This is a genomic window from Halomonas sp. TD01 (genome assembly GCF_923868895.1).
Classification (GTDB): domain Bacteria; phylum Pseudomonadota; class Gammaproteobacteria; order Pseudomonadales; family Halomonadaceae; genus Vreelandella.
The window spans coordinates 3197713-3224458 of the sequence record NZ_OV350343.1; the positions used below are offsets into that span (position 1 = coordinate 3197713).

Annotated in this window: 25 protein-coding genes; 8 read left to right on the top strand and 17 right to left on the bottom strand. The window is 52.5% G+C overall.

Features of this window, described 5'->3' with window-relative positions; genetic code table 11:
* The first annotated feature begins 136 nt into the window (after positions 1–136).
* From L1X57_RS14275 to L1X57_RS14305, 7 genes are read left to right on the top strand one after another with little or no spacing between them, the layout of a single operon-like run.
* Positions 137–2188, top strand: a complete 2052-nt coding sequence (locus L1X57_RS14275; protein ID WP_234667764.1) for a type VI secretion system Vgr family protein — start codon at positions 137–139, stop codon at positions 2186–2188.
* Positions 2185–3048: a DUF4123 domain-containing protein gene (locus L1X57_RS14280; RefSeq protein WP_009724731.1), complete on the top strand. Its 864-nt coding sequence runs from the start codon at positions 2185–2187 to the stop codon at positions 3046–3048. Before L1X57_RS14275 ends, L1X57_RS14280 begins: the two co-directional genes overlap by 4 nt.
* Entirely contained in the window at positions 3042–3245 is a 204-nt protein-coding gene (locus tag L1X57_RS14285) for a hypothetical protein (protein ID WP_009724732.1), read from the top strand. Before L1X57_RS14280 ends, L1X57_RS14285 begins: the two co-directional genes overlap by 7 nt.
* Positions 3242–3514: a DUF3304 domain-containing protein gene (locus L1X57_RS14290; protein ID WP_009724733.1), complete on the top strand. Its 273-nt coding sequence runs from the start codon at positions 3242–3244 to the stop codon at positions 3512–3514. Before L1X57_RS14285 ends, L1X57_RS14290 begins: the two co-directional genes overlap by 4 nt.
* 2 nt (positions 3515–3516) lie before the next feature.
* Positions 3517–4125, top strand: coding sequence for a DUF2235 domain-containing protein (locus L1X57_RS14295; RefSeq protein ID WP_009724734.1), 609 nt, complete (start codon positions 3517–3519; stop codon positions 4123–4125).
* A complete protein-coding gene (locus L1X57_RS14300; RefSeq protein WP_009724735.1) occupies positions 4119–4607 on the top strand; it encodes a DUF3304 domain-containing protein in 489 nt (162 codons plus the stop codon). The genes L1X57_RS14295 and L1X57_RS14300 overlap by 7 nt, the downstream gene beginning before the upstream one ends.
* Positions 4600–6477, top strand: coding sequence for a phospholipase effector Tle1 domain-containing protein (locus tag L1X57_RS14305; protein ID WP_234667765.1), 1878 nt, complete (start codon positions 4600–4602; stop codon positions 6475–6477). The genes L1X57_RS14300 and L1X57_RS14305 overlap by 8 nt, the downstream gene beginning before the upstream one ends.
* Before the next feature lie 37 nt (positions 6478–6514).
* Here L1X57_RS14305 and L1X57_RS14310 read toward each other — a convergent pair whose 3' ends face one another.
* Genes L1X57_RS14310 through L1X57_RS14325 form a run of 4 tightly spaced genes read right to left on the bottom strand, consistent with a single transcriptional unit; the run spans position 6515 to position 11908 of the window.
* Positions 6515–9274, bottom strand: a complete 2760-nt coding sequence (locus tag L1X57_RS14310) for an ATP-binding protein (protein WP_009724737.1) — start codon at positions 9272–9274, stop codon at positions 6515–6517.
* Between the two features lie 2 nt (positions 9275–9276).
* Entirely contained in the window at positions 9277–9480 is a 204-nt protein-coding gene (locus L1X57_RS14315; RefSeq protein WP_009724738.1) for a hypothetical protein, read from the bottom strand.
* Positions 9477–11537, bottom strand: a complete 2061-nt coding sequence (locus L1X57_RS14320; RefSeq protein WP_009724739.1) for a 3'-5' exonuclease — start codon at positions 11535–11537, stop codon at positions 9477–9479. The genes L1X57_RS14315 and L1X57_RS14320 overlap by 4 nt, the downstream gene beginning before the upstream one ends.
* Positions 11534–11908: a response regulator transcription factor gene (locus tag L1X57_RS14325; protein WP_009724740.1), complete on the bottom strand. Its 375-nt coding sequence runs from the start codon at positions 11906–11908 to the stop codon at positions 11534–11536. Before L1X57_RS14325 ends, L1X57_RS14320 begins: the two co-directional genes overlap by 4 nt.
* A 165-nt stretch (positions 11909–12073) precedes the next feature.
* Here L1X57_RS14325 and L1X57_RS14330 point away from each other — a divergent pair, with 165 nt between their 5' ends.
* Complete coding sequence (locus L1X57_RS14330) at positions 12074–13132, top strand: tRNA-queuosine alpha-mannosyltransferase domain-containing protein (protein ID WP_009724741.1); 1059 nt, start codon at positions 12074–12076, stop codon at positions 13130–13132.
* 12 nt (positions 13133–13144) lie between these two features.
* Here the strand turns inward: L1X57_RS14330 and L1X57_RS14335 are convergent, their stop codons facing one another.
* From L1X57_RS14335 to L1X57_RS14395, 13 genes are all read right to left on the bottom strand, one after another.
* A complete protein-coding gene (locus L1X57_RS14335) occupies positions 13145–14215 on the bottom strand; it encodes a hypothetical protein (protein ID WP_009724742.1) in 1071 nt (356 codons plus the stop codon).
* A gap of 27 nt (positions 14216–14242) precedes the next feature.
* Positions 14243–14881 carry an endonuclease III gene (nth, locus tag L1X57_RS14340; RefSeq protein WP_009724743.1) on the bottom strand — a complete coding sequence of 213 codons (639 nt, stop codon included), beginning with the start codon at positions 14879–14881 and terminating at the stop codon, positions 14243–14245.
* A gap of 15 nt (positions 14882–14896) precedes the next feature.
* Entirely contained in the window at positions 14897–15598 is a 702-nt protein-coding gene (locus L1X57_RS14345) for an electron transport complex subunit E (protein ID WP_009724744.1), read from the bottom strand.
* On the bottom strand, positions 15595–16230 hold the full coding sequence (gene rsxG / locus L1X57_RS14350) for an electron transport complex subunit RsxG (protein ID WP_009724745.1): 636 nt from the start codon (positions 16228–16230) through the stop codon (positions 15595–15597). Before rsxG ends, L1X57_RS14345 begins: the two co-directional genes overlap by 4 nt.
* A complete protein-coding gene (locus L1X57_RS14355) occupies positions 16227–17276 on the bottom strand; it encodes an RnfABCDGE type electron transport complex subunit D (protein WP_009724746.1) in 1050 nt (349 codons plus the stop codon). Before L1X57_RS14355 ends, rsxG begins: the two co-directional genes overlap by 4 nt.
* Positions 17273–18952, bottom strand: a complete 1680-nt coding sequence (gene rsxC, locus L1X57_RS14360; RefSeq protein WP_009724747.1) for an electron transport complex subunit RsxC — start codon at positions 18950–18952, stop codon at positions 17273–17275. Before rsxC ends, L1X57_RS14355 begins: the two co-directional genes overlap by 4 nt.
* Positions 18939–19541, bottom strand: coding sequence for an electron transport complex subunit RsxB (gene rsxB / locus L1X57_RS14365; protein ID WP_039869777.1), 603 nt, complete (start codon positions 19539–19541; stop codon positions 18939–18941). The genes rsxC and rsxB overlap by 14 nt, the downstream gene beginning before the upstream one ends.
* 5 nt (positions 19542–19546) lie before the next feature.
* A complete protein-coding gene (gene rsxA / locus L1X57_RS14370; protein WP_009724749.1) occupies positions 19547–20128 on the bottom strand; it encodes an electron transport complex subunit RsxA in 582 nt (193 codons plus the stop codon).
* Positions 20125–21726: a sensor domain-containing diguanylate cyclase gene (locus tag L1X57_RS14375; protein ID WP_009724750.1), complete on the bottom strand. Its 1602-nt coding sequence runs from the start codon at positions 21724–21726 to the stop codon at positions 20125–20127. Before L1X57_RS14375 ends, rsxA begins: the two co-directional genes overlap by 4 nt.
* Before the next feature lie 92 nt (positions 21727–21818).
* Complete coding sequence (gene metG / locus L1X57_RS14380; RefSeq protein ID WP_009724751.1) at positions 21819–23855, bottom strand: methionine--tRNA ligase; 2037 nt, start codon at positions 23853–23855, stop codon at positions 21819–21821.
* Positions 23856–23954: 99 nt separating this feature from the next.
* The gene (locus L1X57_RS14385) at positions 23955–24236 is read right to left on the bottom strand and encodes a hypothetical protein (RefSeq protein WP_009724752.1); all 282 of its coding nucleotides are present in this window, start codon (positions 24234–24236) and stop codon (positions 23955–23957) included.
* Between the two features lie 174 nt (positions 24237–24410).
* Positions 24411–25592 carry a 1-acyl-sn-glycerol-3-phosphate acyltransferase gene (locus L1X57_RS14390; RefSeq protein ID WP_009724753.1) on the bottom strand — a complete coding sequence of 394 codons (1182 nt, stop codon included), beginning with the start codon at positions 25590–25592 and terminating at the stop codon, positions 24411–24413.
* Between the two features lie 58 nt (positions 25593–25650).
* Positions 25651–26589 (bottom strand): recombination-associated protein RdgC, encoded by a 939-nt coding sequence (locus L1X57_RS14395; RefSeq protein WP_009724754.1) that lies wholly within the window; start codon positions 26587–26589, stop codon positions 25651–25653.
* Positions 26590–26746 lie beyond the last annotated feature (157 nt).

Below are 26746 nucleotides of genomic sequence, written 5' to 3' on the forward strand. Positions count from 1 at the left end.
CTCCTACCCCTTGTAAGCCATTGCCTACAAGACCGTAAACGATTGTTTAAAAGCACCTTTAGCGATTGCAGTTTGTGCTTAACACGCTACGTTGGACGATTCTGACTTTTTCAGTAATGATCCAAGGAGCGGCACGATGGCACAGGGAACGGGCCTACAATTCACCCTCTCGCTACCCGGAGCGAAGGACACGGCGGTGGTGCGTTCTATCCACCGCGAGGCGCTGTCAGAGCCGTTTGTGCTCTCGGTGGAATTTGCCAGCCGTACCCATGACCTGTCGCCCTCTGATTGTTTGGATCAGAATGCCACCCTGACGATCTGGCAGGATGGCGAGCCGCTGCGCCGCGTGCATGGCATCGTCAGTGAGTTTCATCGCGGTGACCGTGGTCACCGCCGCAGCTTTTATCGTGTCGAGATCCGCCCCGCCCTGTGGCGGCTCTCGCTGCGTCACAACGCACGTATCTTCCAAGACATCGCGCCGTTTGATGCCATCACCACCCTGGCCGATGAGCGCGGTCTTATCGACATGGGCGTGGCGGCCACCCGCGAGCCCGCCGAGCGTGAGTTTCTGGTTCAGTACCGCGAGACGGATCTGGCCTTTATTGAGCGCTTAGCTGCCGAAGAGGGTTATTTCTACTTTCACGAGTTTGAGAATGCGGATGGCGGTCAACACCGTTTGGTGTTTGCTGATGCCTCGATCATGCTGCCCAACATCGGCGAGCGCACCTACCACGGCCGTGCGGGCGGCACACCGCCCCAGCGCCACCTGCGCAAGCTGCGTCAGGTCAGCCGCGTGCGTCCTGCCTCGGCCACGCTCAAGGATTACAGCTTTAAGAACCCCGCCTATGCACAGCGTCACCAGCATGAGGCTCGCGACCTGGAAGCACATGCCCAGCGGGAGGATTACGAACACTTCGATTACCCAGGGCGCTATAAAAAAGACGCCTCCGGCAAGCTGTTTACCCGCCACCGCCTGGAAGCGCTGCGCGCTGATGCTACCACCGCCGAGGCGGAGAGTGACTTACCTGAACTGGCCCCCGGCCTGTGCTTTACCCTCACCGGCCACGACACGGAAAGCTTGAACCAGGAATGGCAAGTGGTCTCGGTGGTGCACTACGGGGAACAGCCCCAGGCCCTGGAAGAAGATGCCGCAGGGGGTGACGGCATGACCCGCTACCACAACGAGGTGGTAATCATGCCGCGGGATCAACCCTTTCGCCCGACGCCCACCCCCAAGCCCCGAGTCGATGGCCCTCAGGTGGCGTTCGTGGTCGGGCCAGAGGACGAAGAGATCTACTGCGACGAACATGGCCGCGTTAAAGTGCAATTTCCCTGGGACCGCTACGCCGAACCCAACGAGACCGCCAGTTGCTGGGTACGGGTTGCCCAAGGCTGGGCAGGCGGCGGCTACGGCAGTATGGCGATACCGCGGATCGGCCATGAGGTTATTGTCTCGTTTTTAGAAGGCGACCCAGATCAACCGCTGATTACTGGCCGCACCTACCACGCCGTGAACGTGCCGCCTTATCCCTTGCCGGAACACAAAACCCGTACCGTCTTGCGCACCCAGAGTCACCACAGTGACGGCTTCAACGAACTGCGCTTTGACGACAAAACCGATCAAGAGCAGATCTGGCTCCACGCCCAAAAAGACCTGGAACTGCTGACCCTCAACGACCGCACCGAAGAAATCCGCCGACATAGCCACCTCACCGTTCACCACGACCGCCTCAGCGAGATCCACCACGATGATCACCTGACGGTACACGGCCAGCGCTTTGAACACACCAAAGGCGCCCAACACTTAACCGTGGAAGGCACCATGCATATGCGGGCTGGGCAGGCGTGGCTGAGTGAAAGTGGCCGAGAACTGCATATTAAGGCGGGTCAAAAAGCGGTACTTGAAGCCGATGGTGAAATCACCATCAGGGCGGGTGGCAGCTTTATCAAGCTAAGTGCCAGCGGCATCACCATCGTTGGCCCCAAGGTTAAGATCAACGCGGGTGGCAGCCCTGGGCGAGGGAGTGGTCAGGCGGCAGCTGCGCCACTTTTACCTGGGTACGCAGTAGCAGAAGTGCATGAGCGTATAGCACCTGTTTCACAGCGTTCGCTGCCAAAGGTCTGTGAAGAGTGCTGGAAAAAAGCGCTAACCGAAGGACAGAGTGCGATCCCTGGAGAAACACTGTGAATACTGATCTCGTTCCGCCATGGCAGAGTTCCAAATCGACACAAGCGCTTGAGGTTCAGCGCTATGCGTTGATAGAGCTAGCTCATCTGACGCTAGCTGCAAGAATGACACTGTTCGATGAGGTTGTTAGCAGTGACTACTGCTGGCCGTTGATCGACGATGCGGATCAACCGCACCTGAAGCGAGAAGGCCCATGGCTGCTAGAGATGCCTCATATCAATCTCGTTAAATTACAGCGGCTTGAAGGTATAACGTGTGCTTTGCACGGCTGGATAGAAAGTCCACTTAACGGGGGGGAGCTAGCGAGCGACTTGGCACCTGCTATGGTGGTGGAAAGCCCGCAAAAGCAGCGCTCATTGCTAAGGTTTTACCTTCCAAGTGTGATTACCCAACTATATAAAGATGCGCTTGATAATCCGGCGAATGCGCTATTTAAAGGTATCAGCGGCTGGTGGTACCGAGACGAAGCATCCGGTTGGGCGATGTTGAAGGGAAAAACATCACCAACCCACCTTGCTCCGTGGCAGTTGAGCGTGAGTGAAGCCTGTTGGAAATCCCTGCACGGTGATCCCGAGGTTATGCAATTGGCTGCTGAATTAGTCGAGCTTTCACCGTCATTGTTTAAGGGCATATGTGTTTGCGAACGGCCTCGACAGGTAGCCAAAGCGCTTATTCAAGCAGATGACCACGGGCTGATCACGACTAACGACAGAAGAGCGTTTACCTACGTGCAGTTAAGCGAAGGAGACGATGCCTGGGTTTCCGCGGAAAGGCTGGATTTATTGCAACGCGCTACCAGTGGTGAAGCTACGCTGGTTGATTTATTGGCAATCCATTCTCAGCAGGCCACGCCATGCTAGTGCGTTGGGCAATTCGCCGTTATATGGATCTGTTACCCGCTTGGTTACAGGTGGTGTTAGTGGGCTTGGTGGTGGTCTGGCTCGGGTGGGGCATGCTGTTTGATACCTCAAAAAGTGGTGGGCTGGCAGGCTATAACCATACCGACAGGCCAATCTTTAGTTTTTGGGTAAATGATAATTGGGGGGAAGGAATATGAGTGCCTACTCGTGGGGTAGTTCCACCTGTTGCTGGTCTTTTAAAGGCGATCCGGTTGAGGTGGTGTGGATCCTAGACGTTACCCCAGAGAATATCGAAGCAGGGTTAGAAGAAGAAAAGCACAGCGTCACGCTACCGATGCCTGACTATAGCCAAGAAGATCAATACCTGCATGTGCATTTTTTACCTGATAACCAGGTGGATTTAGTGTGGAGCGAAGATATTCGTTCGCCAAAATTTGAGCAGTATCGTGGTTCAGGAGCTAATTGAACATGGATCAGACGACCATTGAGAATATATGCTCATTAAATTCAAGAAGTGTGAATAGCTATTCAGATCGTTTAGGGACTGACTGTCGTCAAGTGCTAGATATAGGGTTTTTCTTTGATGGGATGTCAAGAAACTTAGAAGCAGATCTACCAAATAATAGAGTTAGCAACATTGGGCGTTTATTTTTAGCTTATCCTTCAGAGGAAGAGAGTAAGCTTGCTACCCCGTTTCGTAGACTCTACTACCCTGGCCTGGGAACCACGTTTGACACCAGCCTTTCCGAAGACGTGACAGGGGCGGCGCGGCGAGCTCCTGGCGAGGCTCGCGATACCGCTGAAGGGCGGTTGCGCTCTAGCGGCCTGGAAGGCGCAGGCGAGGCGGTATCCAGTAGCCGTAATGGTCCATGGTACGAGGTGTTTGGACGTACGTTTAAGGTGTCGGTTACCCAGCCTTGGAACTGGGTCAAGCAAGCCAGAGACAGTGTTGTTCGTACTGGCTTTGAGGCGGTGGCGCCGCTCCGTGACACCTCCGTTGCCGCTAACCTATTAATAATGAGTGGCTTCTTTCTGCAGGGAGCTAATACGCGAACAAGGAATGATTTGCGATGCTAGTGCGTTGGGCAATTCGCCGTTATATGGATCTGTTACCCGTGTGGTTACAGGTGGTGTTAGTGGGCTTGGTAGTGGTCTGGCTCGGGTGGGGCATGCTGTTTGATACCTCAAAAAGTGGCTCTTTAATGGGACATAATCATACTGATAGGCCCGTTGGTAGTTTCTGGGTTGATGGTAACTGGGGGGGGAATCTATTTGCTTATTCTGGAGGCTTATACACAGGGGGGGGGACGACCTGCTGTTGGTCTTTTAAAGGCGACACGATTGAGGTTGTGTGGATATTAAGTGTGACAGGAGAGCAGAAGCGGCAAGGCTTAGAGCAAGAAAGACACAGTGTCACGCTACCGATGCCTGACTATAGCCAAGAAGATCGGCGGCTTCACGTGCATTTTCTACCTGACAATAAAGTTGAGCTTGCCTGGAGTCCAGATTTGCAATCGCCGTTGTCACCCCGGCTTCAAAAGGAATTACATAATGATTGATCAGGCTACGCTGGAATCGCTTCAAGCACTGAACGCTATTAATCCAGCAACAATAAAAGAGCAGTTAGGTGCTGACTGCCGTCAAGTATTGGATATTGGTTTCTTCTTTGATGGTATTAATCGAAACCTTGAGGAGGACATACCTACTGGAAAGGTTAGTAATATAGGTTGTTTATATAGTGCTTATCCAGAAAGAGCACAAGGTTCCGTTGCTCATAAGTTTTATAAACACTACTATCCTGGCCTAGGCACAACGTTTGACACCAGCCTTTCCGAAGACGTGACAGGGGCGGCGCGGCGAACGCCTGGCGAGGCCAGCGATACCGCTGAAGGGCGGTTGCGCTCTAGCGGCCTGGAAGCCGCAGGCGAGACGGTATCCAGTAGTCGTAATGGTCCATGGTACGAGGTGTTTGGGCGTACGTTTAAGGTGTCGATTACCCAGCCTTGGAACTGGGTCAAACAAGCCAGAGATGGCGTCTTTCGTACCGGCTTTGAGGCGGTAGCGCCGCTGCGTGACACCTCCGTTGCCGCTAACCTGTTAATGAGCGGCAGCCATACCCGCCTTTCTTCAGCAATTGGTGATTTTAAAGATAGCGTGGAGGATGTGAAGCAGAGCAGCGAGTTGCCCCTGGCGCGTGTTCGTGTCTCGGTGTTTGGGTTTGATTTTGGCGCCGCCATGGCCAAGGCGTTTGTACGGGAGCTGCTGGAGGAGGTATGCGAACAAGCGGATGGGCGCTTTGTTTACCAAGGCAGCGAAGTGGACGTGATGTTCGTCGGCTTATTCGACTGTGTGGACCGCACCCACGCAGAGATGGGGCCGCTGGATTGGTTTCACCCCTTAACGCCGGTGCTGGATGATGGTGGGGAGCTGCACCCTGGCTGCCAGCAGGCACTGCATTTGATCGCCGCCCATGAGCGCCGATTTTACCGCCGCTGCCGCCCACTGGGCGGGCAACACCCGCAGTGGCAGGAAGCACTATGCCCTGGCATAAGTGAGGATGTTGGTGGCGGTTTGGCGGCCAATGAACAGAAAATCAGTGCGGAATTGTCGCGGTCTACCTTGCACCGAATGTATCGCCGCGCCACTATTGCCGGTGTACCGCTTCCACCGTTGGATACGCTAAAAGAAAAAGATGTACTCACCGCCCAAATGTTTGAGCTGAACGATAATATCGAAGGCTATTCACTGCCTACGCTAGCGCGTCATTATCAGCGTCAGACAGCGGCTTACCAGCAACCAACGGAAGAGAACTTTCGCTTTCATACCCGCATTTATTTGGCGTGGTTGGCGCAGCGCTTCCGTGACTATAAAGATACTCTGGCAGCGCTGGAAGCACGTGAAGATGCACTACCTAACCGCTACTATCACCGCACCCTGGGGTCGTTGATGGCCTCTGTATCTGGTTCCCAAGAGCAGTGGTCGATTCAAGCAGCCGCCCGCGCTGAGATTGATGCCGCACGGGCCTCATTACAACAAACCTGGGGCTGGCTCGATGACGTTGATAAGGAAGCCCAGGATATACGCATGCTCTATGATTCTTGGGGAAGCACGCTCTCTGCCCAAGCACGCGCCACCTATCGCGATCACATCCCGTTGGCAAGAAGTTGGTATCGGTGGACACGAGAAGACGCTCCACCGGAGTTGCCAGAACCAATTGTGTTGCTTTTCGCCTATGGCTTGCATGATAAGCAGCCGGAAGAAATGACCTATCGGAATCGCCAGCCCACGCAAATTGCCGGCGGCTACCGTTTCATTGCTTGGCGCAGCATTGATCAGCCAGAAGCAACCGATGTTGGCGCTGCGGATGAGAATGAAGGAAGCGCAATGCGCCAATCTGGCGACGTTCCTTGGTCGAGAACGATGCCGTGATGGGAGGCAGGCAGCGATTGAGCCGCCGCTGATGTGGCTATACAGGGGAGGTGGGCTCATTAAGTGGTGAATTGGGCGCTGCAGGAAGCTCTAGGGTTAAGCATGCACCACCCAGAGTTTTAGCGTCTTCCACCCAGAGCCGCCCGCCAAGGTGGGCGATGATCCCGCGGCTAATTGGCAGACCAAGGCCACTGCCTTTAGGGCGACCGCGTGGTGTCTCACCGCTTTGCTGTATTTGATGAAATTTCTCAAATACGCGCTCACGTTCGTCAGCGCTAATACCAGGCCCGTTATCTTCGACGCTTAAACGAAAGTGATTGCGGTGTCGATAAAGCGCTAGCCGCACTTGAGGTTGCTGTCGGTCGGCAAATTTACTGGCGTTATCCAGCAAATTAATAATGACTTGCTCCAAGCGGTCCTGGTCACCGACCACCATGGCAGGGTCAGCCTCTAAACTGATATCAAGGGTAATACCTCGATCTTCGTGTAAGCGGGCAACTGCATCGATGCTTTGCCTCGCTAGGGCAGCCAGGTCAAGGGTGACAGGATGAAGCGTCAAGCGACCGCTCTCTAAGCGCGCAAGGTCAAGGATTTCTTCGATTAAACGCGAAAGGCGCTGGCTCTCATGGACAATAACACCTAGAAAATGTTGGCGTTTTTCATCGGGTAATTGATCGCTATCGCGTAATATTTCAGCAAAGGCACGTATTGATGTTAGGGGTGTTCGTAGCTCATGGCTCACCATGGCGACAAATTCATCTTTCAAGCGATCAAGCTCACGCAGCTGCTCATTGGCACTGCGTAGCTCGTCACTCACTGCAACTAGTTCTTGGGATTTTTGCTCCAACCGGCGGTTGTACTCCAGGGTTTGTGACGTGGTGTCTAAAATGCTCAAAATTGACTCAAGATCCAGTGCTTCTCCGCGCACTACGGAATTGATCAGTACGCGCGCTGATGCACTTCCCAGTGACCCTGCCAGCGCCTGCTCTGAACGGGTAATCAAATCGGCCGTTGCCGGTTCATCAGAACGGTAGTCGCTTTTATTAATGCTCTGGTTAAACACGCGATGGGTGACTTGATTGCCAAGGTAGCGAATAAGTAATTCTTTTAAGGCGCCTTGAGTCGTCTGTCCTCTCCATAAAGAGGTCGTTTGCAAGTTAGGGTGTAAGGCTTCAGTGAAAAGGGCGGCTTGGGTTTGTTCGAGTGGCGTAGGACGGGTAAAAAGTGATACGCCAATCAGTAAGCCGACATTTGCCAGCATGCTCCATAGCAGTGCGTGGGAATAAATGTCCCAATCTTCCAGGCCAAACAAACGGTAAGGCATAAGCCATGAAATGCCCCATGGCCCCTGAGTAAGAAATGTTGCATCTAACCAACCGGATTGGGCAAAGCCTGGCAGCAGTAACGTATAGCACCAGACTAAAAAGCCGGCGATTAGGCCAGCGGTGGCTCCTTGGCGAGTCGCACCGCGCCAGTAAAGGCCAATCAATAGGGCTGGGGCAAATTGTGCGACCCCTGCAAAAGAGACAAGCCCTATGGTGACAAGGCTGTAAGAGTCGCCAATCAGCGCGTGATATAGATAGCCAAGCAGCAGAATCAGCACAATGGCAATTCTCCGAATGCCCAACAGCCAACCTGCCAGCTCGCCGGACGTACTCAGGTGAAGGCGTTGTGTTCTCAGCAATAAAGGCATGACGAGCTGATTACTCACCATGGTAGAAAGCGCAATCGTTTCAACAATAACCATCCCAGTAGCTGCTGAAAGACCGCCGATAAAAACGAGTAAGGGTAACCCTTCAAGCCCTGCAGAGAGGGGCAGTGTCAGCACAAAACTATCGGAATCTCCCGCGCCAGCGCCTAACAGAAGGCCAGCAACGGCGATGGGAATGACAAACAGGTTGATGAGCAGCATATAAAGCGGAAATAACCAGCTCGCCCTGGCTAAATGTTGCTCATCGACGTTTTCGACAACCAATACCTGGAACTGGCGGGGCAAGGTTAAAAAGGCCAAAAAGGCCAATATAAGCATTCCGACCCAGCCTGTTGCACCGCCTGGGACACTGTCCAGTCCCATCTTTTCAGCCACTTCCGGCATCGTGGCGACGCTGGCAAATAGCGCACTGGGGCCTTCATACAAAACAAACACCACAAAAATACCGACGGCCATAAACGCGACCAGCTTTACCAGTGACTCTAGTGCTATGGCAGCGACCATTCCCTCATGTCGTTCACTCGCATCGAGATGTCGGGTGCCGAAAAGAATAATAAATACTGCGAGTACTAAGGCGACCCAAAGCGATTTATCCAGCCAGAAACGCTCATCAACCAGAGTGGCATCCGCTGTATTGGGATAGTTCACCAGTACCGCATGGCTAACGGTGATCGCTTTTAACTGCAACGCAATGTAAGGCGTTATACAAATGAGGGCCATTAGTGCAACTAGGGCGCCTAAGCTGGTGCTTTTGCCATAGCGAGCACTAATAAAGTCGGCAATGGAGGTAATGCGTTGGCGGGATGCGATGCGCACCATCTTGCGAATGACGACAGGGGCTAGGAGCATCGCAAGCGTTGGCCCAAGATAGATAAGCAGAAAACTGGGGCCATGCTCTGCTGCGCGTCCCACGCTGCCATAGAACGTCCATGCGGTGCAGTACACGGCAATCGATAGCGCGTATACCGTGGGTGAGCCAATTAATGATCGGCCTTGCTCGGCACGGCGGTCCCCCCACGCCGCTACTACAAATAGCAGCGCCAAATAGCCAAATGCAGTCCCTAGAATAAGTGCATCTGTGCGCATGATCAGCGTCCCGAACGTTGTTCCATTAGCCACGCGGTGAGGCCAATCACCGTGCCCCAAGCAATAAAGAGATAGAGCGGCAGCCAGCTCATACTTAAAGAGGGGAGCCGGTCAACCATGATAATCAGTGGGGGGCTGAACAGTAGTATTGCCACAGCTAATAGGGCAATCAAACGCTCTAATTTGCGTGAGCCTGAGGATTTCATGAGGCGCTAGCATCTTGGCGATCAAACGCATTGGCCTGCAGCGCCAACAGCTGCTCTAACGTGTCCACGCCACGTGCTTCAAGCCGAGGTAACAGCGCTAGCCATAATTCAGCCGTTACTCGGGCGTCCCCAAGCGCCGTGTGGCGAGTGCCAGGTGGAAAAGTTAGATCGTATCGTTGAGCCAGCGTATCTAAATCATGTCCATCTAATGCTTCGTCTAAAGCTCTTGAAATCAATAGGGTATCGACGACAGGCAGGTCAAACACAACGCCTTTGTTGGTAATGGCAAGCATATCAAACGCAGCATTATGCGCTAACAGAACAGCATCACCAACGTAGTCTCGAAAGCGCGTTAGGACAATGTCGAGCGGCGGTGCTCCGGCTACATCAGCATCTGTCAATCCGTGTATCGCTGTACTGTTAAGGGGGATTGGGCGTTTTGGGTCCACTTTTTGATCAAAGACTTCGCTGGCTAACAGGCGCGCATTGACAACCCGGCAAGCCCCTAGGCTAATCACTGTATCCCCTCGGCGAAGCTCAAGGCCGGTGGTTTCAGTATCAAACGCAACCACTTCTAGGCTACGTAACGTGCGATTAGCCAATGCTTCATCTGGCGGAGGCAGGTCGGCAATGCCGAAATCATGAAACTCTGGACGCGGAGGCGCTATTTCTCGAGGCGCCCCAACGCGTTCCATCGCCGGTAGCGGCAGGCGAAGGCGCGCATGAAGGCCATCATCATCCGCGAGGCTCCAAATATCGCTTGCGTGCTGGCGTAGCACGTCAGACACCAGCGGGTTGAGCGGTAGCGACGGCAGGGGCTGGCGCCGCCATTTCGCTAACTCATGCTCTGGTAAGGGGCTGCCTTGCCAAATTAAATCCAGATAAACACGTTTGTTGCCAAGGCATATTTCACCTTCAAAATGGCTAACCGGAAGGTGGGAGTTAAGATGCTTGACTAAGGAATCAAAAAGAACAATCAGTGCTGGTGCATCGCCTTTAAACCAAGCGGGCATACCAACGGGGGTTATTAGCCGATGCGCTGGATCTAAGCGTTCATCCAAGGCTTGCCAGAAGTCATTCGACCACATGGGGGTTAAGCGCTCGCCTTGATGTTGCAAATCATCCAATAGCTGCCCGATTTGGCCAACATTATTGCCTAGGGTGGCACCTTCTTCTTGAATCACCTGCTCGAACCGCTGACGTAACGATGGGTTCTCTGCGCCGTTATGGCGCAGCTGTATCAGTGCATCCGCCGCACTGGTCAGACTTGCCGTATGTTGGCGTAATAGGGGGAGCTTGGTGGCGAGTTCCGCCCTAACACCCATTTCATTTGACCAGGACGCGGTTGCATCGCTAAACGTTAATAGTGTTTCACCATCACTGCCAGGAACTCGGCGTAGCACAACCTTTAGCCAGCGGTTATCACAGGGGGCAAGTAGTTCTCGAGGCGAACCATCCGCCGGCAGTTGGCTAAGAGCTTGTTGCAGGCTGGCAACGGGCAGCAGCGCTTCTAAGCGTTTGCCTAGGCCCAGCGCTGTATTATCGACAAAGAAATCTTCCGCGGCTTGATTGAATAGCATCAGACGGCGGTGGTGGTCACATAGTAATAAGGGGGTTTCGAGTACTTGCAGCAGCGTTTCTAATTCGCGGCGAATTTTTGCCGCGCTACGTGCGCCATCTGCATGAGCCGTGGCTAATTGATTGCGGTCAATGCGCCAACTCTCGCGCACTCTTCGCAGGTCAGGACCAAGCCCTTTCAGCCAGCCTTCGGGCGGGTGTTCATCACGGGCGTCTGGGTTTGCCACTAGTCTGGCAAGCTGAACCTGTAAATGGCGCAGGGGAGTAAACAGCATACGTTCTAGTAGCAGGCCAACTAAAAATATCGTCGCACCGCCGGAAAAACTACCCAGCCAAAGTGCTACTCGGGTAGGGCCTGTGGGTGAAAGCTGCGCATCCAGCCATGCAGCAAAAATAGCGCCCCCGAGCAAGCTGATACCACTTAGCAGCAGCCATAGGCCAATGAGTCGCTGACGTTTAGGGAGCCCGTCACGGGTCATTGCGAGTTACCATTGAGCAGTGATTTAACTTTTTCAATTAACGACTGGGTCGAAAAAGGTTTGGTGATGTAGTCATCGGCCCCAAGCGCGAGGCCTTTCTCGCGTTCGATATCTCGCCCATGTGCGGTCAGCATAATGACCGGCAGTTGGGCAGTCGCTGCTGAACGGCGAAGGTGCTCGAGTACATCAAAACCGCTGATCCCCGGCAGGCTGATATCGAGTAGTAGCAGGTCAGGGGCTGAATCGCTGATGCGTTCGAGTGCAGCTTCGCCATCGTAGGCAGTAACAACTTGAAAGCCTGCCTGCTCCATTAAAAATTCCAGAGACAGTACAATGTTGGGCTCGTCGTCGACCACGAGTACTTTGGCCATGATGCCCTCCCAAAAGGTGTCGTTGTTAGGTGTTTGATTAGAGTGTAAGTAGCGCAGCAGATTAGGCCAAGACGACCTTGGCCGAATGCTCGTAAAGTGTTGTATCCAACTGACTGCTTTTGCTTAGTTGAACTCAGGCTCAATAGGCTTTTAATTAAGGTGTTTATGCGCGTTTTATTGTTGTCTGCTTACGAGGCGGTTAGTCATCGCTACTGGGCACAAAGCCTGATGGCCGAAGTTGATGACGTATCTTGGACACTGCTTAGCTTGCCGCCACGCCACTTTTCATGGCGAATTCGTGGTAATCCATTGAGTTGGTGGTTAAAAGAGTATGAAACACTCAGTGAACCCTATGATGTTATGTTAGCCACCTCAATGGTGGATATTGCCACGCTTGTTGGCTTATTTCCCCATTTAGGACGTGCCAGAAAGATTGTTTACTTCCATGAAAACCAGTTTGCCTACCCTGAGTCTAGCGATCAAACTTCCCAGGTAGAGGCCAAGATGGTCAATTTGTATGCGGCTCTGGCGGCAGATACGTTGGTGTTTAATACCGCCTACAACCGTGACTCTTTTTTCGACGGTGCGCGGCGGTTCTTAAAAAAAATGCCTGAAAATCTACCGGCCGCCAAACCGTTAGAGCGCTTACGCCAGCAGGCGATAGTATTGCCCGTGCCAATAATGCCGCTAACGGATATTCCCCAGACTAATGCACACCCACGCCGGATCATTTGGAACCATCGCTGGGAGTACGATAAAAATCCTGAGGATTTCTTTGCGGTGCTGTTCAAGCTGAGTGAACAGCATGTGCCTTTTGAGTTGGCGGTGCTTGGCCAGCGCTTTCGCGATGTGCCGAGCATTTTTGATGAGGCAGAGGAGCGCTTGGCGGCGCAGACAATATGCTGGGGGCCACAGCCTGAACAGGAGTATCAGGCATTGTTGAATGGCGGTGGCATTGTGGTCTCCACGACGTGGCATGAGTTCCAAGGATTAGCCATTATGGAAGCCGCCCAGCGCGGAGCGACTCCGCTAGTACCAGACAGGCTGTGCTTCCCCGAGTTATACCCCAGTGACTATCGCTTTGATGGCACGCAAGAGGGGCTTTATCAACGGCTGTACGCTTGGCTAACCGACCCCGCTAGTCAGCCAGTACTGTTGAATACTCAGCAGTGGCAGTGGCCCGAATGGCGCCGCGCTTATCGTGCGCTTTTGATGGGGCACTGACCGGTGTCAGGTTCAAGTAAGTGAATCCAATCGCCTAGTTGGCCAATGTACTACCGCCGTATGGCGACGCATTTTTTTGGCCAGAGCGGGATGTTCGCGCTGAATGACGTGCTCGGCGAAGTCTGATAAAAAACGCGATTTCAGCTCGGCGCGCGCCCGATCTACGCCACTGTGCTGATAGGGGGTCGAGGCAAGCAGCATAAAACCATCGTCAGGAATTCTTCCAGTCTGCATGTTGGCGTCGATGATTGCCGCGGCGGTGCCAATGGGTTCGGCTAAATCAGGGCCATAGGGGCCGATAATTAGCGCCGTGTTGGGAAGGTGCAGAAAATCGAATCCACGGCCAATACAGATGACCCACTCTCGGTGCTCAATATCCAGCTCTCGTTTAACCCCATGTAGCGCACTCACATGGGCAAGGTTACCTTCAAGCAGGGGGAGTAAATCCCGCTGGATCTCTTTTGGCATGTCGGGGCATAAACTGGCAAGCGTAGCCCCTAACGCGTCTGCAGGCTGACCTAGCCAGTCACGCATATCCAGCATATCACCATGGAGTCCGTGAATAATCAGTGCATCACTGTCGGTTTCAAAGCCACACACTAACGGGTAAACCTGCTGATGATCACTGCCAAACAGCTGGCCTGCTTGTTTGGCTATCGCGTAAGCGTAAGCCTTTGCTGCGTCGGTGTCGCAATTAAAACCAGCACAACCACGTGCCTGATGGCCGCTCGAAAAATGATAAGTGATTAACATTAAAGTGGCGTGCCCATTATTAGCAGCTCTAATTACGGCATCGGTGAGCAGTTCTCCCAAATAGGGCCAGCCCAAATCGAAAATACCGCCTAAATTGCGAAATGGGGTAATAATGCCGAGCGGTGTGCGAGTGGCGTGAGGAATATGGATACGACCATCCATGCACTTCATCACGACTATCGAGGTGGGGTGTTTTGCCATATAACGTTGCCGAGCTAGCCATGCGCCGGGGCTACAAAAATGCTCGGCGTGCTGTCTGGAAAGATCCAAGAGCGCATCAATACGCTGGGCAATGGGCTGGTCATGAAGAAGCTTGGCAGGGTTTGGCATCTTGTTTTTCTCGCGTTAACGACCAGCTTAGGCAAGCTCGGTTTTGTCTTTATAGTCGCATAGGTCTTCAATAATGCAGCTGCCGCAGCGTGGTTTGCGTGCAATGCAGGTATAGCGCCCATGAAGAATCAGCCAGTGGTGGGCGTCCTGCTTAAATACATTAGGTACATGGCGTAGTAGCTTCTGCTCAACCTCAACGACATCTTTGCCTTTGGCGATACCCGTGCGGTTAGAAACCCGAAAAATATGCGTGTCTACGGCAATGGTGGGCTGGCCAAATGCAGTGTTTAGGATCACATTGGCGGTTTTTCGCCCAACCCCAGGCAAGGCTTCCAGCGCCTTACGTGTTTCAGGTACTTCGCCACCATGTTGATTGATTAGCAAGTGGCAGGTTTTCATCAGATTTTCGGCCTTGGTATTAAACAGCCCGATAGTTTTGATGTAACTCTTTAGCCCATCAATGCCTAGGTCAATGATTCCTTGGGGCGTGTTGGCCACAGGGAAAAGTTTGTTGGTGGCCTTGTTAACGCCAACGTCCGTCGCTTGAGCCGACAGCAGCACCGCGGCCAGCAGTTCGAAAGGCGTGCTCCAGTTTAGCTCAGTCGTGGGGTGCGGATTTTCCGCCTGTAGGCGAGCAAAAATTTCATGTCGCTTTTGGGCATTCATCGGGTGTTCTCTTGGTTATTTGATAGTGCCAGTAACGCGTACTCGACGTTCTGTCCGGGGTGTTGCTCGAGCAGGTTGCGCGCGAGCGGTGCGGCGTTGATCAAGTACATTTTTTAAAGCAATCAATAATCCCGCAACGAAGAAAGCCCCAGGTGGCAGCACGAAGAACAAAAACTGATAATCGTCTACCAAAGTAAGTTGCCAGCTTGTGGCGATAGGCCCAAATAGCAGCGCCATATCGCTAAATAGGGTGCCTTGGCCAAGCAATTCGCGTAGCACTCCTAGCAGTACCAATACGGCACCGAACCCCAGGCCCATCATAAAACCGTCGATGGCGGCCGGTAATACCGGCTGGCGTGAAGCAAAGGCATCTGCGCGCCCCAAAATGGCGCAGTTAGTGACAATCAGCGGAATAAAAATTCCTAACACTTGGTAAAGCGAGTAGGCAAACGCAGCCATTAACAGTTCGGCGCAGGTAACAAAGGCGGCAATCACCATGACAAAGGCGGGGAGTCTCACTGCACTGGGAACCTGGTGTCGAATCAACGAAATGGTGGTGCTGGCGCCGACCATGACAAGCAGGGTGGCGAATGCCAGCCCGAGTGCATTGACGACGCTGCCACTGACTGCCAGCAAAGGGCATAGCCCCAGTAATTGAACGAGAGCAGGGTTATTTGACCATAGGCCGTTTCGGGCTAGTTCGCGCCACTGACTCATTGGGTGGGCTCTTCAAAGGTGATAGGGAGTTCTGTTTCGGCAACATAGCTCAGTGTATGGTGGATAGCATTGACAACTGCGCGTGGCGTAATGGTGGCGCCCGTAAAGGCGTCGAAGTGGCCACCATCTTTGCGCACGGCCCATCCACTCGGCGGCAAACTGTTTAAGCTCAATCCATTAAACTCGGTTATCCAGTCACTTCGCTGGCGCTCAATGTCATCGCCAAGACCAGGCGTTTCTTGGTGTTGGGTAACGCGTACGCCGGTAATGCGTTGCTGCTGGTCGATGCCCACGAGTAGCCCAATTTCGCCATTGTAACCTTGACGAGTAACGACCGGCAGAATGACGACACGCTGATGATTTCGCTGGACGTGCCATCCATGTTGAGGTTCGCGGTGGCCTAATTGTTCTGGGTTGGGTAGTTCGAATACGCCGTCTAAAACCACTTGAACAGCTATATCTTTCATAGAGTCCGGCAATACGTTCTGCAGTTGGCGGTGCTGATAGGCTAGCTGATGATCAGCGATACGCTCAGCCGTCATCGCTCGAGTTAACGCAACGCTGCCTGCGGTGACCAGTGAGAACATCCCCAAGGCGAAAGCGCCGCGTAGCATGGCTTGGCGGGGCGTCATAGTGACTCTCCTCGCTTTGTGCGCTGCTGCGCATTAGGCTGTCCCCTAGGGCGTGGAACGGTATAGATATCCAACAGCGGTACGCATAAATTCATCAGTAAAACGGCAAATGCCACCGCATCTGGGTAGCCGCCAAACGTGCGGATAATCATTACCAACGCGCCAATCCCGGCGCCAAAAAAGAGTTTCCCTCGGCGGCTGGTCGCCGCTGAGACGGGATCAGTGGCAATAAAAAAGGCCCCAAATATTGCAGCACCAGTGGTTAGATGAAAAAACGGTGAAGCGAAGTGGCTTGGGTCGCTGGCATAAAATAGTGTTGCGAGCACTGTTATGCTAACAAGCATCGAAACAGGGATATGCCAACTGATAATCCGTTTGGCAATTAATAACAGTCCACCTGCTAACCAGGCTAGCGCGACGTTACGCCAAGCGTTCAATGTTCCTTCGGGTAGTGGCTGACCAGCCCAAAATTCGCTGGCCAGCACCGCTTCACCTTTATGCTTGAAGGCATCTAACGGCGTAGCCCCACTTAGCGCATCCAGCGCGGAAGCCGGCAAAGTACCGTTTATCTGGCCCCATAGGTTTTCGGAGATAAGTGGCTGCGGAGGCGACCATAACGTCATATAAGTGGGGAACGACACTAATAACAGCGCGTAACCTACCATGGCGGGGTTGAAAGGGTTTTGGCCTAGGCCGCCATACAGTTGTTTAGCAACCACAACGGCCGCAATAACGCCAATCCCAATGAGCCACCAAGGGCTAGCAGGCGGTAGCGATGCACCTAACAGTACGCCTGTTAGTAACGCGCTTGAATCCAACAGTGCAGGCCGTAATGGGCGTTGGCGGAGTTTTAAAACCAGCGCTTCTGCGCCGAGTGCAAACAGCGCCGCGAGTAGCACGTTACTGATAACACCCAAGCCAAAGTAAAACGTCATCGCGCCAAGCCCAGGCAAGGTGGCGACGATCACCCAGCGCATTAAATGGGCAGTGGGTGGCATCGTATTTAATGACTCAGTCGTTAGCTGCGAGGCGTGCATCATGCTCATGGCGATTCCTTTTGTGCCATTGTGGCGCGAGCCTCAGCCAGCCGAGTATCAGCTGCCTTAAGGTTTTCTTGGGCGGTGGCCAGCTGGGTTTCTAAATCATCATGGCGCTGGTTGGGGTCTTGTGCGGCAGCTCTTGCAAGGGTTTTTTCAGCTTTTCTCACCGCTGCTTTAGCGGCGGTTTGTGCAATGCGTAAGCTACGCAAGTCAACCTCTGGCGAGAGACTGTTGGTTGCCTTCAAGCTGTCTGAAGACTGGCGGCTTTGTGCCTGTCTCGCTTGGCGGCGTGCTTGCTTCTCGGCATCTTCGCGGGCCAACCTCGCCTGACGAAATTCAAACCGATGTTTGGCGTGATCGGCTTTAGCGGTTTCAATTCGCTTAACGCGAATACGCTGCTTTGCTGAACGATAATCCTGCACCAATGGAATGTAACTAGGGCAGACAAAGCTGCAGGCGCCGCACTCAATACAATCAAATAAGTGGAGCTTTTCCAGCGTATCGTCGTTCTCCGCACGGGCATACCAAAGCAGCTGTTGCGGAAGAAGCTGGACAGGGCACACGCTTTCACAGGCACCACAGCGAATACAGGGAGACTCGCTAGGGGCTGGTGGAAGCTCTTCATGAGTGGCTGCGATCAAGCAGTTCGTCGTTTTAAGCACCGGCGAGTCAAGCGTCGAAAGTGGTATACCCATCATTGGGCCGCCGGCAATGACTTGATGAAGCTGTTGGCTTTCTAAACCAGCCTGCTGAAGCAGCCAGCTAATAGACGTACCAAGGCGCACCCAGTAGTTGCCCGGCGTGCTGATGGCGTCTCCCGTCAGGGTGACGATTCGCTCGATCAAAGGTTTACCATCACGCACTGCGTACAACGCTGCCAGCAGTGTACCGGGATTGTGGCAGAGGACACCGACATCGGCGGGAAGGCCGTCACTGGGAACATCAAGGTTGAGCAACTTTTTGATCAATTGGCGCTCACCACCACTAGGATATCGGGTCTCGATGACCTTCAGGGTTATGCCTACTGGGTGCTGATAGCTAGGGGGCTGACAGAGAGATAATGCATCTTTTAACACACGGATTGCTTCGGGCTTATTATCTTCAATACCCACCACTATCTGTTGGGCGCCGCAGAGCTTAGCTACCATCTGCGCACCTTCCAGTATGTCAGTTGGATAATGGCGAAGAGCCAGGTCGTCTGCCGTGATATACGGCTCGCATTCGGCGGCATTGACCACCAGCGTATCAATGCGATGATGGTCGGCGATTTGAGCTTTGATATACGTGGGGAAACCGGCACCACCTAGGCCCGCTAGCCCGCTGTTATCTAGTCTATCAATGAGTGCCGCGTGGTTTTCGGTACGCCAGTCAAGACAGGGCAGCGTTTGCCAGCGATCTAGACCATCGGCGTTGATAGTGATGGCGCTATCACTAACCTGAGTCACCGACCCGCTAATACTGGCGTGTAGGTTTGCCGATATCATGCCGTCTCGCTGAGCAATCAGGCTACCTACCTGAACCACATCATCGATAGCAACACACGGGATGGCGGGGTTGCCAGCATGCTGTTTGAGTGGAAGCGTTACCTGAGTAGGTAGAGGTGCGTTTCGTAGCGGCGATTGGTTTGAGCGATCTTTGCGTTCGGGCGGAGTGATGCCACCCGGGAATTCATAGGCCGGCATGCTGGCTCCTGGTTGGCTGGCGATCGCTGGCGATTAAAGGCGTTATGTTGGCAATAGGCTGCCATTGGCTGAGCGACTTGCTTCTAGGCAACATATCAATACAGTCTACGGGGCAGGGCGCGACGCACAAGTCGCAGCCTGTGCACTCATCCTCTATCACCGTGTGCATTTGCTTCGCAGCGCCAATAATGGCATCCACCGGGCACGCTTGGATGCACTTAGTGCAACCAATGCACTCGGCTTCACGAATAAATGCGACGGTATCTTCGGTGGCTGCCTCGCCATCCAGTGGCGCAGGTTCTCGGCCTAGTAAGTCCGCTAATGCGTGAATAGTTGCTTCGCCGCCAGGTGGGCACTTATTCAACGCATCGCCCTGATTGATGGCTTCGGCATAGGGTCGGCAGCCCGGGTAGCCGCACTGACCACATTGGGTTTGTGGTAACAGTGCGTCGATCTGCTCTACCAGCGGGTTGTCTTTGCCTTTGAAGCGCACACTGGCCATACCCAGTAGTGCTCCAAAGGTTATTCCTATTCCGGTCAACACACTCACTGCACTGAGAATGCCCCACCAAGAAAACATGTCTCCCATGGCGGTTACCCCTGCGCTAATCCTGAAAAACCGAGAAAGGCCAATGACATAAGACTCGCCGTGACCATAGCAATGGCTGCACCTCTAAAGGGGGTTGGTATATCGGCGTTGGCTAATCGCTCACGCATTGCTGCGAACAGCACTAAAATCATCGAAAACCCTAGTGCAGCCCCCAGGCCGTAAAGGGTGGTATGAAAAAAACTAAGTTCACGGTTAAGCGATAACAAAGCCACACCAAGCACCGCACAGTTAGTCGTAATCAGCGGTAGAAAAATCCCCAGCACCTGATGTAGTAGGGGACTTAGTTGGCGCACCATGATTTCGGTAAATTGTACAACGGCGGCAATAACAACGATAAAACTGATGGTGCGAAGGTAGGTAACATCCAAGGGCACAAGTAAGCCATGATAGACCACGTAACTAGCAGCAGATGCCAGTGTCAGCACGAACGTCGTCGCTAGCGACATACCCATGGCGGATTCCAGCTTATTTGAAACCCCCATAAACGGGCAAAGCCCTAAAAACTGCACCAGCACAAAATTATTGACCAGCGCAGTGCTGATCAAAATCAGAAAGAGTTCATTCATAACGGCGTATTGTGCGCAGAAAAAGTGTTACTGGCTAGCGGTGGTTTAAATAGCACGACTTGGTGTCGTCCGGCTGCTTTTGCAAGATAGAGGGCTTGGTCGGCAGTACTCATTACGGCACTTGGCGAAGGCGTCTTGCTGTCTTGCAGCATAGCGATACCAACGCTTACCGTTACATAGGGCTTCACGGGTGATGTGGCGTGGGGTAGCTGCAGTTGGTCTATCACTCGCGTCAGTTGCTCGCCAATGCCCTTGGCAGAATCTGGAGAAGCTCCCGGCAAGATGGCGCTGAACTCCTCTCCTCCCGTTCTGGCAATTAGGAAGTTGAATTTGGTTGCGATGCTATTAAAAGCGCCAGCAACTTGCTGCAAACATTCATCGCCTTGTTGATGACCGTAGTGATCGTTGTACAGCTTGAAGTGGTCAATATCCAACATCATAACCGCTAATTCACTTGGTGTTGAGACAGCGTCTGAAAAGGCCGTTTCTAGGCGCTGATCATAAAGCCTGCGGTTAGGTAGACCCGTTAGTGCGTCATGGGTGGATAGCTTCAGCAGCTCGGCATTGAGCTGCTGCTGGAAGGCGAATTGCTCTTGAAACGTACGTGCCAGTAACCCTATCTCATCGTTGCGTTTGGTAAGCCCATGGGCATCCGCCCCATCAATGCCTACTTGCTGAGTAAATTGAGTTAATAAACGTAGCGGCTTTAGCACAATTTTCTCAAGAAGCAGTAGTACCAAGGCAATGACCATGATCATCAAGCCAGCGGTCCATAACAGCACATAACGAAATGTGGTTAAGCTGGTTAAATAACTTGTACGATTAAGCTCAATGCCTACGCCTAACGATACAGAGCTGAGAGAGCTCGATGTAGGGAAGTAACGTTCGGCAAATACCGTATTGCCTGAAAAGCTGAAAACATCGCTGATAGAAATCGTCTCCTTACTGAGGTTGAGGGTGATAGGTAGCCCTGTATAAACCTCCATAAACGCCAGCCAATCATCATCTAATGAGCGCGTCTTGAATAACCACCCAACTGCCGTGCCACTTTTGTCAGTGCGTAAAATTGGGCTAGAGGCCATTATTGCCGGAGGACGGTCAGGGTAAATGCTACTCTGATCGGTTCTGTTTTCGGCAATGGCTGTCTGCATATTGGTTACCCATGGGGTCATCCAACTGCAGTCATCGATAGGGGCTCTACATGTTTGGTAGTCGCCTGTTACTGGATTTATTCCAGCAAGAAAGTGCACGTCTCCGCTGGTTGTGAAAAACGCCATGAGCTGATAGCGCATGTCTTCAAACATTTCTTGGCTAAAGTTGACCTCTGCATAGCGTGGATACTCGCCTTGTATGAACTGATAAGTATCATCCCAGTGAGCCCAGTCCCGCACCTGAGCATGCAGCTGCTGCTGATCCAGCTCAAAGCTACGTTCAACGCGGTCCAGCTCCCGTTTTACCATAGCCCGTTCTTCTGCCTGCAGAGCCGGGAATATAAGCCATGCGCTTATTACCGCTAGCGCGGCAATTGCACATAGAAGTAATCCGCCAAGGGCAGCGAAAAAACGAAAACGCAATGAGCGTGGGATACGCTGGTGCATAAAGCGAACTCAGTAGGGTTAAAATATCAGTACGAACTCATAAAAAAGGGGCTGAGGTTGCGTACTCAGCCCCTTTATCGAAGTATACCTAATTAAGTTACACGCTGTCCTGGTTCCGCGCCTGCATCGGGGGAAAGTAAGTAAATCCCTTCTTTATTAGCTGATGCTAGCACCATACCTTCTGATAAACCGAAGCGCATTTTGCGAGGAGCTAGATTAGCCACCATGATAGTCAAGCGGCCTTCGAGTGCTTCCGGTGAGTAAGCAGAACGAATGCCGGAAAAGACATTGCGTGTTTCACCACCTAAATCCAGCGTAAGCTGGAGCAATTTGTCAGCACCTTCAACGTACTGCGCTTTAGCAATTCGGGCAATGCGTAAATCAACTTTAGCGAAATCTTCAAAGCTGATTTCTGCCGCAATTGGTTCTTCCGCCAGTGGTCCTTTTGGAGTGTTTTTCAGCTTCTCCTCTTCCACCAAATCCTCCTTGGATGCCTCAATCATGGCGTCAATCTTATCCCGTTCAACCCGCGTCATTAACGGTTTGAATTTGTTGATCGGGTGATTGATCAGCACGTTATTGCGACTGTGCCAGTCTAGTGAATCAATATTCAAGAAATCGCGCGCCTGTTCGGCCATGGTTGGCACCACGGGTGCAAGATAGACCATTAACTGGCGGAACAAGTTGATGCCTACCGAGCAAATTTCCAGCACCTCGGTATCATGGCCTTCCTGCTTAGCCAGTGCCCAGGGTGCCTTGTCGGCGATGTAGGTATTGGCTTCGTCGGCCAATTCCATAATTTTGCGCATGGCCCGGCTAAATTCACGCGCTTCAAAATCGTCAGCAATCTCGTCGCCAGCAGCGATAAAGCGGGCGACCATTTGTGGTTCGGCACAGTGTTCAGCCAGTGTGCCGCCACCCAGTTTTTTCACAAAGCCCGCGCAGCGGCTGGCGATATTGACAACCTTGCCGACCAAGTCAGAATTAACCCGTGCGGAAAAGTCGTCTAGGTTGAGATCCAAGTCGTCTACTTTTGACGTTAATTTAGCGGCAAAGTAGTAGCGTAAGTATTCAGGGTTTAAGTGTTCAGCGTAGGTGGCTGCTTTGATGAAAGTGCCGCGAGATTTAGACATTTTGGCACCGTCTACGGTTAAGAAACCGTGACAGTTGACCGCAGTAGGCGTGCGCATGTCTGCACCATGCAACATGGCAGGCCAAAACAGGGCATGAAAATAGACAATATCTTTGCCAATAAAGTGGTAAACCTCTGCGGCCGAATCCTTCTTCCAAAAGGTATCGAAGTCGATACCTTCCCGGTCACATAGGTTTTTAAAACTTGCCAGGTAGCCGATAGGCGCATCTAACCAAACATAGAAGTATTTGCCCGGTGCATCAGGAATCTCAAAGCCAAAGTAGGGCGCATCTCGGGAGATATCCCACTCATTAAAGCCCGACTCAAACCACTCCATCAGCTTGTTGCGAATTTGCGGCTGGACATGGCCGTCGTTAATCCATTGCTGAAGAAATTCAGCAAAGTCTGGCAGCTTGAAAAAGTAATGCGTAGAGCTGCGCACTTCAGGCGTTGCCCCTGAAATAGCAGAGACAGGATTGATTAAGTCGGCAGGCGTGTAAGTGGCGCCGCACTTCTCGCAGTTATCGCCATACTGATCATCGGCACCACATTTGGGGCAGGTTCCTTTAATAAAACGGTCAGCTAGGAACAGACCTTTTTGCGGATCAAACATTTGCTCAATATCGCGGGTGGCAATATGGCCTTTATCACGCAAGCGGGTGTAGATCAGTTCGCTAAAATAGCGGTTTTCATCTGAATGGGTGGAATGATAGTTATCAAATCCCACGCCAAAGCGAGCGAAATCTTCCTGATGGTCTTGGGAAACGCGCTCAATCAAGGCTTCGGGCGTGATACCTTCCTGCTCAGCCCGCAGCATAATGGCGGTGCCGTGGGCATCATCGGCGCAAACATAGTAGCACTGCTGTCCACGACTTTTTTGAAAACGCACCCAAATGTCGGTTTGGATGTACTCAAGAAGGTGGCCCAGGTGAATGGCACCGTTGGCATAAGGAAGCGCGCTTGTCACCAAAATGTTGCGCGGGGCAGTATTTGACATGGTGAATGATAATTCCGGTTAGGCAGTGCAAATAAAGACGGCGAAGTAGGGGTGTGCTTCGCCGGTAACGTCAACATGCTGCTTACAGCTACTTCTCCGCTAGTAGAGTGCCTGCTCCTCCTGAACGACTTCACGTAGAAGCTCTAAAAAAAGCTTGTCAGCTTCAGAGTGCTCAGTGGGGTCTTCGGGAATATGAACACTAGTAGTGTCGGAGATTTCGTTCGCAATTTTAGCCATCACAGCAGGGCTATTGCCTTCGACTAGCTGCTGTCGTGCAATTGCCAGGGATTGTTCTAAGATTTTTGGATCTTGGAGCAGCTTACGAATAAAGCCGCGCAGTTCGTTAATAATGCGCGTTTTTTGAATTTCTGATGCGGACATTGAAGTTCTCCTTAAGACCGCGCTTGAGGAATGTTCAAGCGAGACCAATGAATGCTTTGACCATAGCACTTTTTTTGCAACTGAGCATGGCTTCCTAGAGGCATTGGGTACCGCTTATTTCCCATTCTTCCAGCACCCCAGCACCCCAGCACCCCAGCGCCATAGTGTTGCGGCTTAAAGACTCAGACGTCCTGCCTTGTGTTTGACAGGGTTGGCGTACTGATCCAGCCAATAAGGACGCAACGCTTCAGGTATGCTTGCCAACCGAGCGTTAAAACGGTCTCTGTCTTGACGCGTTATCGTTTTGCGGGCAATGAGTTCTGGTGATTCGCCTAGGGCTTCCAGTGCTAAATAATGACTAGGAAACAGGCGGTAGCCCCCGATCACTTGGCGGTCAATTTCCGCTGCCACTTCGTCAGGTGTCGCCATGTCAGCGCCTACCGGACTGCCAAAGCGCAGCTGAACCCGACCTTTAGAGCCAGTGATGCCTGACACAATAGAGCTGATATCTTCGAACTCGCTCTTCGCGTAGCTACCTTCAGTGGCGATATCATGAAGTTCCTGAGCTTTCTGTAGGTCGCAAGGATCATATTCATAGCTAATCGATACCGGCACCAGTTTTAACTCAGCAATGGCGTCGCCAAATACCATATCCCGTTCGGCATTACGTCTGGCCATGGTCAGCATTTTGATAATAGCGGGGTCGGTTCGATCAATGCCATTCTTAGCACGGCCTTCCCGCTGCGCCATCCAAATAGAGTGCTGGTCAACCGTGATTGAATGGCGAATATAGGCCGACAACTGCTGATATGCCGCCAGCATGGCACGCTTGCCTCGGGCGCTGCGCGGAACAATAAAGCTTTTATTTAACCGCATCAGGTCCGTGACATAGGGTTTTTTCAGCAAATTGTCACCGATCGCAATACGCACTGTGCCTCGGCCAGCCAGGTAAAGCGCATAGTTCACAAATGCGGGGTCTAGCGATATGTCGCGATGGTTGCCTATAAACAAGTAAGCGCTGTCGTTATCAAGCTTATCCAGCCCGGAGACCTCGAAAGCATCCGTGGTGGTGCGGATCATGCGTTCCATGTAGCTAGCGATGCGCATCTGGAAGTCATATACGGATGTAACGCCCTTTACTTCACGGCGGACAGCATGGCCAGCCAGAGCGCGGGCAACAGGAGGCGCCCACTTGGCCATGCGCGGCAGCCTAAAGCGAGTCAATGCGTTTAATAGCTCGCTATCATGCGATAGGCGCTCAAGAACATCGGCTACTTCATGATCCATATAGGGACGAATGTCAGCCCAGGGGTCGTTGGCAGTGTCAGCGTTAAGTGCGTTGTTGTGATGAGTCATGCGATCCGTTGGATATAGGCAGAAATAAACAGTTTACATCAGCAGGCTAAAGACTGAATTAAGCGTCTGGCTGCGTAGCAGCTTCGCGCTGTGCTTCACCACCAAGCCACTCGATTAGGCGGGGAATATCGTCAGACAGTGCCTGCGCCATCAAAATAAAATCAGTTTCTAAGCGAGCAAGTGCATCGTCGCCATCATCTGCGTGATCAGCTTCTTCTATTAATGCATCGCCAAAACGCAATGACTTCAGCGCTAGGTCATCATGCAGAACAAAGCTTAAACGACCTTCCAGGCTAATCGCGAGCTTACTGGCTTGACGTCCACTTTCAAGCAGTTGCTGGATCTCGTCACTGTCCAGATCAACTTGGCGAGCGCGCAGTACGCCATCATCGCCTTTGGCTTTTAACTCAACCTGATCTCCTAGCAAAAGATCCGCAGGGCGGCTTTCCGCTTCACCCAGCCATTGCGTCATCGCACGAATAGGCAGTGTTTGCGATGTGAGTGGCGTGACTTTTAAGCTACCCAGCGTTTCGCGCAGTAGATCCAGCACATCTTCTGCCCGTGTACGAGAGCTGGCGTTGACGCCAATTAATTGCCGGCGCGTATCCCACCATAAATCGATTTTCTGACTGCGAACAAATGCGCGGGGCATTAGTTCCTCAGTGATTTGCTCTTTTAGCGCCGTTTTTTCTTTGCGCGTTACTTTTCGCCCTTCGCTGGCTTCAATGTCAGCGACTTTATCGTCAACTTCCTCTTTTACAACAGATGCAGGAAGCAATCGCTCTTGGCGCAGGGCTGAAAGTAGCCTGTGGCCTTGGATTTCATGCAGCCGCTGGCCACCACCCAGTCGGCCTGCCGGGGCTGTCCACCCTAAACGGCGCGCATCCGCATTACCTAGCGGCTTGGCTGCATGCTCGTCTAGCGCATTCGCTAGTGTATCGCTATCAAGCTCAGGGGCGCCGTGAAGGCGGTATAAATGTAGGTGCTTAAACCACATGTCACCAATCCTATTTAAAAGGTGGCACATTATGGCGAAACCAAGCCTTTCCTACCAGCGCCTTAGGGGATTGCCTTGTTGTTGCACTGGTTTAAAACTTGTGTTTGATTTGAGGTGCTCCATGGATAATTCACAGATTTTAAAAACAGACTTTAAA

What these genes read in the sequence shown, in the direction of transcription:
- L1X57_RS14275 (WP_234667764.1), top strand. Translation starts at nt 137, where the DNA reads ATGGCACAGGGAACGGGCCTACAATTCACCCTCTCGCTACCCGGAGCG.
- L1X57_RS14285 (WP_009724732.1), top strand. Translation starts at nt 3,042, where the DNA reads ATGCTAGTGCGTTGGGCAATTCGCCGTTATATGGATCTGTTACCCGCT.
- L1X57_RS14290 (WP_009724733.1), top strand. Translation starts at nt 3,242, where the DNA reads ATGAGTGCCTACTCGTGGGGTAGTTCCACCTGTTGCTGGTCTTTTAAA.
- L1X57_RS14295 (WP_009724734.1), top strand. Translation starts at nt 3,517, where the DNA reads ATGGATCAGACGACCATTGAGAATATATGCTCATTAAATTCAAGAAGT.
- L1X57_RS14300 (WP_009724735.1), top strand. Translation starts at nt 4,119, where the DNA reads ATGCTAGTGCGTTGGGCAATTCGCCGTTATATGGATCTGTTACCCGTG.
- L1X57_RS14305 (WP_234667765.1), top strand. Translation starts at nt 4,600, where the DNA reads ATGATTGATCAGGCTACGCTGGAATCGCTTCAAGCACTGAACGCTATT.
- L1X57_RS14310 (WP_009724737.1), bottom strand. Translation starts at nt 9,274, where the DNA reads ATGCGCACAGATGCACTTATTCTAGGGACTGCATTTGGCTATTTGGCG.
- L1X57_RS14315 (WP_009724738.1), bottom strand. Translation starts at nt 9,480, where the DNA reads ATGAAATCCTCAGGCTCACGCAAATTAGAGCGTTTGATTGCCCTATTA.
- L1X57_RS14320 (WP_009724739.1), bottom strand. Translation starts at nt 11,537, where the DNA reads ATGACCCGTGACGGGCTCCCTAAACGTCAGCGACTCATTGGCCTATGG.
- L1X57_RS14325 (WP_009724740.1), bottom strand. Translation starts at nt 11,908, where the DNA reads ATGGCCAAAGTACTCGTGGTCGACGACGAGCCCAACATTGTACTGTCT.
- L1X57_RS14330 (WP_009724741.1), top strand. Translation starts at nt 12,074, where the DNA reads ATGCGCGTTTTATTGTTGTCTGCTTACGAGGCGGTTAGTCATCGCTAC.
- L1X57_RS14335 (WP_009724742.1), bottom strand. Translation starts at nt 14,215, where the DNA reads ATGCCAAACCCTGCCAAGCTTCTTCATGACCAGCCCATTGCCCAGCGT.
- nth (WP_009724743.1), bottom strand. Translation starts at nt 14,881, where the DNA reads ATGAATGCCCAAAAGCGACATGAAATTTTTGCTCGCCTACAGGCGGAA.
- L1X57_RS14345 (WP_009724744.1), bottom strand. Translation starts at nt 15,598, where the DNA reads ATGAGTCAGTGGCGCGAACTAGCCCGAAACGGCCTATGGTCAAATAAC.
- rsxG (WP_009724745.1), bottom strand. Translation starts at nt 16,230, where the DNA reads ATGACGCCCCGCCAAGCCATGCTACGCGGCGCTTTCGCCTTGGGGATG.
- L1X57_RS14355 (WP_009724746.1), bottom strand. Translation starts at nt 17,276, where the DNA reads ATGAGCATGATGCACGCCTCGCAGCTAACGACTGAGTCATTAAATACG.
- rsxC (WP_009724747.1), bottom strand. Translation starts at nt 18,952, where the DNA reads ATGCCGGCCTATGAATTCCCGGGTGGCATCACTCCGCCCGAACGCAAA.
- rsxB (WP_039869777.1), bottom strand. Translation starts at nt 19,541, where the DNA reads ATGGGAGACATGTTTTCTTGGTGGGGCATTCTCAGTGCAGTGAGTGTG.
- rsxA (WP_009724749.1), bottom strand. Translation starts at nt 20,128, where the DNA reads ATGAATGAACTCTTTCTGATTTTGATCAGCACTGCGCTGGTCAATAAT.
- L1X57_RS14375 (WP_009724750.1), bottom strand. Translation starts at nt 21,726, where the DNA reads ATGCACCAGCGTATCCCACGCTCATTGCGTTTTCGTTTTTTCGCTGCC.
- metG (WP_009724751.1), bottom strand. Translation starts at nt 23,855, where the DNA reads ATGTCAAATACTGCCCCGCGCAACATTTTGGTGACAAGCGCGCTTCCT.
- L1X57_RS14385 (WP_009724752.1), bottom strand. Translation starts at nt 24,236, where the DNA reads ATGTCCGCATCAGAAATTCAAAAAACGCGCATTATTAACGAACTGCGC.
- L1X57_RS14390 (WP_009724753.1), bottom strand. Translation starts at nt 25,592, where the DNA reads ATGACTCATCACAACAACGCACTTAACGCTGACACTGCCAACGACCCC.
- L1X57_RS14395 (WP_009724754.1), bottom strand. Translation starts at nt 26,589, where the DNA reads ATGTGGTTTAAGCACCTACATTTATACCGCCTTCACGGCGCCCCTGAG.